Raw genomic sequence first — 6,662 nt, 5'->3', positions numbered from 1 at the left:
TAGTTGGTGTGCACGCGGTGCGTCTCGGGGTTCACCATCAGCGGCAGCTTGTCGGTGTAGGTGCCCTTCAGCTTCGCGAGGCTGCGGTGCTCCAGCAGCTTGGCCGGCAGCGGGTAGTCCTCGGCCAGCTTGTCCAGCACCTCTTCGTCGGTGCTCGGCGCGCCGCTCGCGGTCTTCTTGATCACCGGCAGCCCGAGCTTGGTGAACAGGATCTCGCCGATCTGCTTCGGCGAACCCATGTTGAACGGCTGGCCGGCGAGCTCGTGCGCCTCTTGTTCCAGCGCCACCATGCGCTCGCCCAGCTGCTGGCTCTGTGCCGACAGCACCAGCGCATCGATCAGCACGCCGTTGCGCTCGATCTGCTGCAGCGCGATCGCCGTCGGCATCTCGATCTCCTGGTAGACGCGCAGCAGCCCCGGCTCGGCCTGGATCTGCGGCCACAGCGCCTGGTGCACCTGCAGCGTCATCTCGCTGTCCTCGCCCGAGTAGCGCGCCGCGCGCGCCACGTCGACCTGCGCGAACGGGATCTGGTTCACGCCCTTGCCGCACAGGTCTTCGTAGCTGAGTCCCTTGCGGCCCAGGTGGCGCTCGGCGAGGCTTTCCAGGCTGTGCGGGCGGTGCGCCTCCAGCACGTAGCTCTGCAGCAGCGTGTCGTGCACGAAGCCGCGCGCCATCACACCGGCGTTCTGCAGCACATGGAGGTCGTACTTGATGTTCTGGCCGAGCTTCGGCGCGGCGGCGTCTTCGAGCCAGGGCTTCAGGCGCGCCAGCACCTCGTCGATCGGCAGCTGCTCCGGCGCATCGGCGTAGTCGTGGCGCAGCGGCACGTAGGCCGCCTCGCCCGGCTGCACCGCGAACGAGACGCCGACCAGCTGCGCGCGCATCGGGTCGAGCGAATCGGTCTCGGTGTCGAACGCCGCGAGCGGCGCGGCCTTCAGGCGAGCGATCCAGGCGTCGAGCGCCTCGAAGCTGGTGATGGTGTCGTAGCGGCCGTCGGAGGCCGGTTCGGTCGATGCGTCGGCGGCGGGTTCGTCCGGTGCGCCGTCGCCGAACAGGTCGGCGGTGGCGCTGTCGGCCGGCGGCTTCGGCGGCCTGGAGGCCTTCACCGGCGGCGCGGGCGGCGGCGCGGCCACGGCCGTTTCGAGCTCGCGCTTCCAGCTCTTGAAGCCGTAGCGGCCATAGAAGTCGAGCAGCGCGGCGTTGTCGGTCGGCTTCAGCGCCAGCCCCGCCAGGTCCGGCCAGCCGGCCAGGTGCTCGGCCAGCTCGCAGTCGTCGCGCACCGTCACCAGCTTGCGGCCGGTCGGCAGCCAGTCGAGGGCCTTGCGCAGGTTCTCGCCGGCCACGCCCTTGATGCCGGCCGCCGCGTCCATCACGCCCTGCAGCGAGCCGTACTCGGCGATCCATTTGGCGGCCGTCTTCGGGCCGACCTTCTCGACGCCGGGCACGTTGTCGACGGTGTCGCCCATCAGCGTCAGGTAGTCGACGATGCGCTCCGGCGGCACGCCGAACTTGGCCATCACGCCCGGCACGTCGAGCTTCTCGCTGCTCATCGTGTTGATCAGCGACACGCGCTCGTTGACGAGCTGCGCCAGGTCCTTGTCGCCGGTGGAGATCACGACGCGGTGGCCGCGCTCGGCCGCCACCCGCGCCAGCGTGCCGATCACGTCGTCGGCCTCGACGCCGGGCACCATCAGCACCGGCCAGCCGAGCAGCTTCACCACCTCGTGGATCGGCTCGATCTGCTGCACCAGCGGCTCGGGCATCGGCGCGCGCTGGGCCTTGTACTCGGGGTACCAGTCGTCGCGGAAGGTCTTGCCCTTGGCATCGAACACGCAGGCCGCGTGACCGGCCTTCACGTCGATCAGGGCGCGCTTGAGCATGGCCACCATGCCGTGCAGCGCGCCGGTCGGGAAGCCTTCGGCGCTGCGCAGGTCGGGCAGCGCGTGGTAGGCGCGGTAGAGGTAGCTGGAGCCGTCGACCAGCAGCAGCGTGCCGGCGTCAGTGGTGGAGGTGTCGGTCATCCGGCGATTGTGGCGGATGGCGCATGCGATGGAACTCGGCATGGGGAGCGGGTTACTCAGGCTGGCATCCCGTCGTCGCGGCGGCGGTGCGATGGAAATCGAACAACCCCTTGATGGAAGCCAGCACGCATGAGACCGACACAGACGCCATCCGTTTCCAGCTCGAATTTCCCCATGACACCGTCAGACTCGAGGTCGTCGTCGCCCGGCGACCGCCCTACGGTGGTGGACGATGTGCGCGAAGCCAGGGAGGGGGCATCCCAATTCCCGGTATACGCGCCGAACGACTCCATGCCTTACGCGGCGTGGTGCGCCGATCGAGACATCAACCAGCGCATAGGGGCGGCCCTGCGTGCGGGGTTCAATATGGAGGACGCGAAAATGCTCGCAACCACCCCGGGGTCGTTCATCCCGGGTTGGGAGCACTCGGCTGGCAAATTGCCGGAGGACATCACCTCGTCTGGTGAGTCGTCCAAGGTCGAGAATCAGTGAGCGGCAAAGGCTCCTCATGCTGCCACCCATCGCGCTGACCGTGCTGGTCGCCGCGCTCCATGCCGGCGTGCCGCCGGCCGCTGCCGCGCAGGCCGCGGCGATCGGCCACGGCAGGCCGTCGATGATGCTGGCCCAGCCGTACCGCACCGGCGCCTTCCAGCCCGCGCTGCACTGGGTCAGCGAGAAATACGACGGCGTGCGCGGCTACTGGGATGGCCAGCGCCTGCTGACGCGCAACGGCCATCCGATCCGCGTGCCGGCCTGGTTCACCTCGGGCTGGCCGCAGCGCGCGATGGATGGCGAGCTGTGGGCCGGCCGCGGCCGCTTCACCGCGGCGGCGTCGGCGGTCGCCGCCGAGGTGCCGGATGACGCCGCGTGGCGCGAGATGCGCTTCATGGTGTTCGACCTGCCCGACGAGCCGGGCGATTTCGACCACCGCCGGCCGCTGATCGAGCGCCTGGTCAAGACCGTCGGCACCTCGTGGATCGAGGCGGTGGTGCATGGCCGGGCCGCGGATGAAGCCGAACTGCTGAAGCTGATGCGCCGTGTCGTCTCGGTCAACGGCGAGGGCCTGGTGCTGCATCGCGGCGACTCGCTCTACCTGCGCGACCGCAGCGATGCGCTGCTGAAGCTGAAGCCGCAGGACGACGCCGAGGCACGCGTCGTCGGCCACCTGCCGGGCGAAGGCAAGTACGCCGGCCAGCTCGGGGCCTTGCTGGTCGAGATGCCCGACGGCCGGCGCTTCCGGCTCGGCAGCGGGCTGAAGGATGCCGAGCGCCGCCAGCCGCCGCCGGTCGGCGCGATCGTGACCTACCGTTACCGCGGGTTTCATGAGAGCGGCCTGCCGCGCTTTGCGACCTTCCTGCGGGTGCGGCCCGACTGAGCCGGGGGCGGGGCCCATGGTTGACCCCGGCGCGGGGCGCGCGCGGCAGCGCTGCCTACAATGCGCCCATGAAGCTGCTGCCCGTGCTGGCCTGCCTGGCCTTGTTGTCGTCGATCGCCCCCGCCCTCCATGCGGAGCCCGCTCCGGCGCCGAAGCCGATCCCGGCCCCGGTCGAGAACTTCGACACCGGCGAGCCGCAGGTCGACCACTTGGTGCACGAAGACGAAGGCTCGCGCATCGAGGAACTGCGCGTGCGCGGCGAGGTCAAGCGCATCGTGGTCAAGACCAAGGCCCCGCTGAAGGGCGAGTACGAGATCCTGCCGGACAGCGCCGCCAAGGGCGTGCCGCAGGCGCCCAATGGCTCGCGCGGCGTCGCCGGCCAGCGGGTCTGGCAGGTCCTTGCCTTCTGAGCGGGCCGATGGCTGTCTTCACCGAGGTCTCGTTCGACACCGCCGCCGCGCTGGTGGCCCGCCTGCAGATCGGCGAGCTGACCGCGCTGAAGGGCATCGCGGCCGGTATCGAGAACACCAACTACTTCGCCGACACCACGCAGGGCCGCTACGTGCTGACGGTGTTCGAGCGCCTGAGCTTCGAGCAGCTGCCGTTCTACCTGCACCTGATGAAGCACCTGGCGCGCCACGGCATCGCGGTGCCCGAGCCGCAGGCCGACGCGGCCGGCGAGATCCTGCACCAGATCGACGGCAAGCCGGCCGCGCTGGTCGACCGCCTGCGCGGCAGCCACCAGCTCGCACCCGACGAACTGCACTGCCGCAGCGTCGGCGCGGCGATGGCACAGATGCACCTGGCCGGCGCCGACTACCCGCGCCAGCAGCCCAACCTGCGCGGCCTCGCGTGGTGGGCCGAGACGGTGCCGGTGGTGCTGCCCTTCCTGACCGATGCGCAGCGCGAGCTGATCGAGGCCGAGCTCGCGTTCCAGCAGCAGGTGGCGGCGTCGCCGGCCTATGCGGCGCTGCCGCGCGGGCCGATCCATGCCGACCTGTTCCGCGACAACGTGATGTTCGAAGGCCACGCGCTGACCGGCTTCTTCGATTTCTACTTCGCCGGCGTCGATGCGCTGCTGTTCGACATCGCGGTGTGCCTGAACGACTGGTGCATCGACCTCGACACCGGCCGCCTGGCCGAAGACCGCGCGCTCGCCTTCGTCGAGGCCTACGACGCGGTGCGGCCGCTCGGTTCCAGCGAGCGGCGGCTGATGCCGGCGCTGCTGCGCGCCGCGGCCTTGCGTTTCTGGATCTCCCGCCTGTGGGACCTGCACCTGCCGCGCGATGCGTCGGTGCTGAAGGCCCATGACCCGACCCACTTCGAGCGCGTGCTGCGCCAGCGCGTCGAGAACGCCTGGCATCCGGCGATGGGCTGACCGATGGCTGACCGATGAAATTCAAGCATGTTCCCGCGAGCCGCGGCGCCCTCTGGGTGCGCCAGGGCGTGGCCGCCTTCGCGACGCGACCGCTCGCCTACTCCGGCCTGCTCGGCCTGTCGCTGTTCGCGAGCTTCATGCTCGCCTTCATTCCGCTGCTCGGGCCCTTCCTGCTGCTCGGGGCGTTCCCGCTGCTGTCGCTGGGCTTCATGATCGCCACGCGCCTGACGCTGGCCGGCCGCTCCCCGATGCCGACGGTGTTCATCGCGCCGCTGCGCGTCGACGGGCCGCGCCGGCGCGCGCAGCTGTGGCTCTATGCCGGCTATGCACTGGCGGCCTTCCTGATCTGGTTGCTGACCTATGCCATCGCGGGCTCGCGCGTGATCGAGCTGCAGCAGTTGCTGTACAGCGCCAACACCCCGCCGGAGGTGCTCGACGCGCGGCTGTCCGACGGCCACCTGCAGCTGGGCATGCTGGTGCTGTTCGTGTYGAGCTCGGTGCTGAGCGTGGTCTGGTGGCATGCGCCGGGTCTCGTGCACTGGGGCGGCATGAGCGCGTCGAAGGCGCTGTTCTTCAGCCTGGTGGCGTGCTGGCGCAACCGCGGCGCCTTCGTCATCTACATGCTCGTCTGGTTCGGCACGGCGCTGGCGGCCGTCATCCTGGTGAGCCTGTTGTCGTCGCTGCTCGGCCAGCTGGAAGTCGGCAAGGTGCTGATGCTGCCGGTCTGGCTGATGATCCTGAGCGCCTTCTACGCATCGCTGTTCTTCACCTTTGCCGACAGCTTCGAGTTGCCGTCGGCAGACACCGACACCGGGAGTCCGTCGCCATGAATGCTGCCGCCGCGCCGTCGAAGATCRCTCTTGTCACCGGTGCCGGCACCGGCATCGGCCGCGCCTGCGCGCTGGCGCTGCTGCACGAGGGCTGGGGCGTGGTGCTGGCCGGCCGCCGCGCCGAGCCGCTGCAGCAGACGCTGGCGCAGGCTGGCGAGCGGGCCGCGAACGCGCTGGCGGTGCCGACCGACGTGGGGGATCCGGCGTCGGTGAAGGCCTTGTTCGCTGCCACCCGCGAGCGCTTCGGCCGGCTCGACCTGCTGTTCAACAATGCCGGCGCCGGCACGCCGGCGATGCCGATCGAGGAGTTGAGCTACGAGCAGTGGAAGGCGGTGGTCGACGTGAACCTGACGGGCGCCTTCCTGTGCACGCAGGAGGCGTTCCGCCTGATGAAGGCGCAGACGCCGCAGGGTGGGCGCATCGTCAACAACGGTTCGATCTCGGCGCACGCGCCGCGGCCGTTCTCGGCGCCGTACACCGCGACCAAGCACGCGATCAGCGGGCTGACGAAGGCCAGCTCGCTGGACGGCCGGCCGTTCAACATCGCGGTCGGGCAGATCGACATCGGCAATGCGGCCACCGACATGACCGAGCGCATGACGCGCGGCGTGCCGCAGGCCAACGGCAGCACGATGGTGGAGCCGCGGATGGATGTGCAGCATGTGGCGAATGCGCTGCTGCACATGGCGAGCCTGCCGCTGGAGGCCAATGTGCTCAGCATGACTGTCATGGCGACGCAGATGCCATTCGTTGGTCGGGGCTGACCTTCCCGGTCGGGGACTCGCTGCGCGAGGGGCTTCTTYTCACTGCGTGAGGCTGCTGCCGGGTCTCGCCCCGGCGGGCGAGTCACTTTCATTTGTCTTGCCAAATGAAAGTAACCAAAGCAAAGGCGCCTGAAAACCATACGGTTCGTTCAGTCTGGCTGCGGACAACACTGCCACTTCGGCTGCACATCCACGTTCATTGGGATTGTTGCTCTCCCGCTCCACTCGACTCGCTCGCTTCGCGTCGCATCGTCTTGCGCCTGTCGCCGCCGCGTCGTCAGGACGATGCGCAGC

The 6,662-nt window shown here is 69.5% G+C and carries 8 protein-coding genes; 6 read left to right on the top strand and 2 right to left on the bottom strand.

The genetic code is table 11. The features are described 5' to 3' along the window. Positions 1-2,021 (bottom strand): DNA polymerase (locus AC1DXV_RS29545; RefSeq protein WP_477937000.1); only part of this gene is annotated, 2,021 nt, incomplete at its 3' end. A gap of 174 nt (positions 2,022-2,195) precedes the next feature. Between AC1DXV_RS29545 and AC1DXV_RS29540 the strand changes: the two genes are divergently transcribed. From AC1DXV_RS29540 to AC1DXV_RS29515, 6 genes are all read left to right on the top strand, one after another. Continuing rightward, entirely contained in the window at positions 2,196-2,513 is a 318-nt protein-coding gene (locus AC1DXV_RS29540) for a hypothetical protein (RefSeq protein ID WP_477936998.1), read from the top strand. 16 nt (positions 2,514-2,529) lie between these two features. Continuing rightward, a complete protein-coding gene (locus AC1DXV_RS29535; RefSeq protein WP_477936996.1) occupies positions 2,530-3,396 on the top strand; it encodes a DNA ligase in 867 nt (288 codons plus the stop codon). Positions 3,397-3,464: 68 nt separating this feature from the next. Continuing rightward, positions 3,465-3,806, top strand: a complete 342-nt coding sequence (locus AC1DXV_RS29530) for a hypothetical protein (RefSeq protein WP_477865321.1) — start codon at positions 3,465-3,467, stop codon at positions 3,804-3,806. A gap of 8 nt (positions 3,807-3,814) precedes the next feature. Further along, a complete protein-coding gene (locus AC1DXV_RS29525) occupies positions 3,815-4,774 on the top strand; it encodes a homoserine kinase (protein WP_477936994.1) in 960 nt (319 codons plus the stop codon). Between the two features lie 14 nt (positions 4,775-4,788). Then, a complete protein-coding gene (locus AC1DXV_RS29520) occupies positions 4,789-5,604 on the top strand; it encodes a BPSS1780 family membrane protein (protein WP_477936992.1) in 816 nt (271 codons plus the stop codon). Further along, entirely contained in the window at positions 5,601-6,368 is a 768-nt protein-coding gene (locus AC1DXV_RS29515) for an SDR family oxidoreductase (protein ID WP_477936990.1), read from the top strand. The genes AC1DXV_RS29520 and AC1DXV_RS29515 overlap by 4 nt, the downstream gene beginning before the upstream one ends. Before the next feature lie 39 nt (positions 6,369-6,407). Here the strand turns inward: AC1DXV_RS29515 and AC1DXV_RS29510 are convergent. Next, on the bottom strand, positions 6,408-6,662 hold a 255-nt coding region (locus AC1DXV_RS29510), incomplete at its 5' end, for a hypothetical protein (protein ID WP_477936988.1).

The organism is Rhizobacter sp. P3_C12 (assembly GCF_056402735.1).
This window is presented reverse-complemented; position numbering and strand designations above follow the sequence as displayed.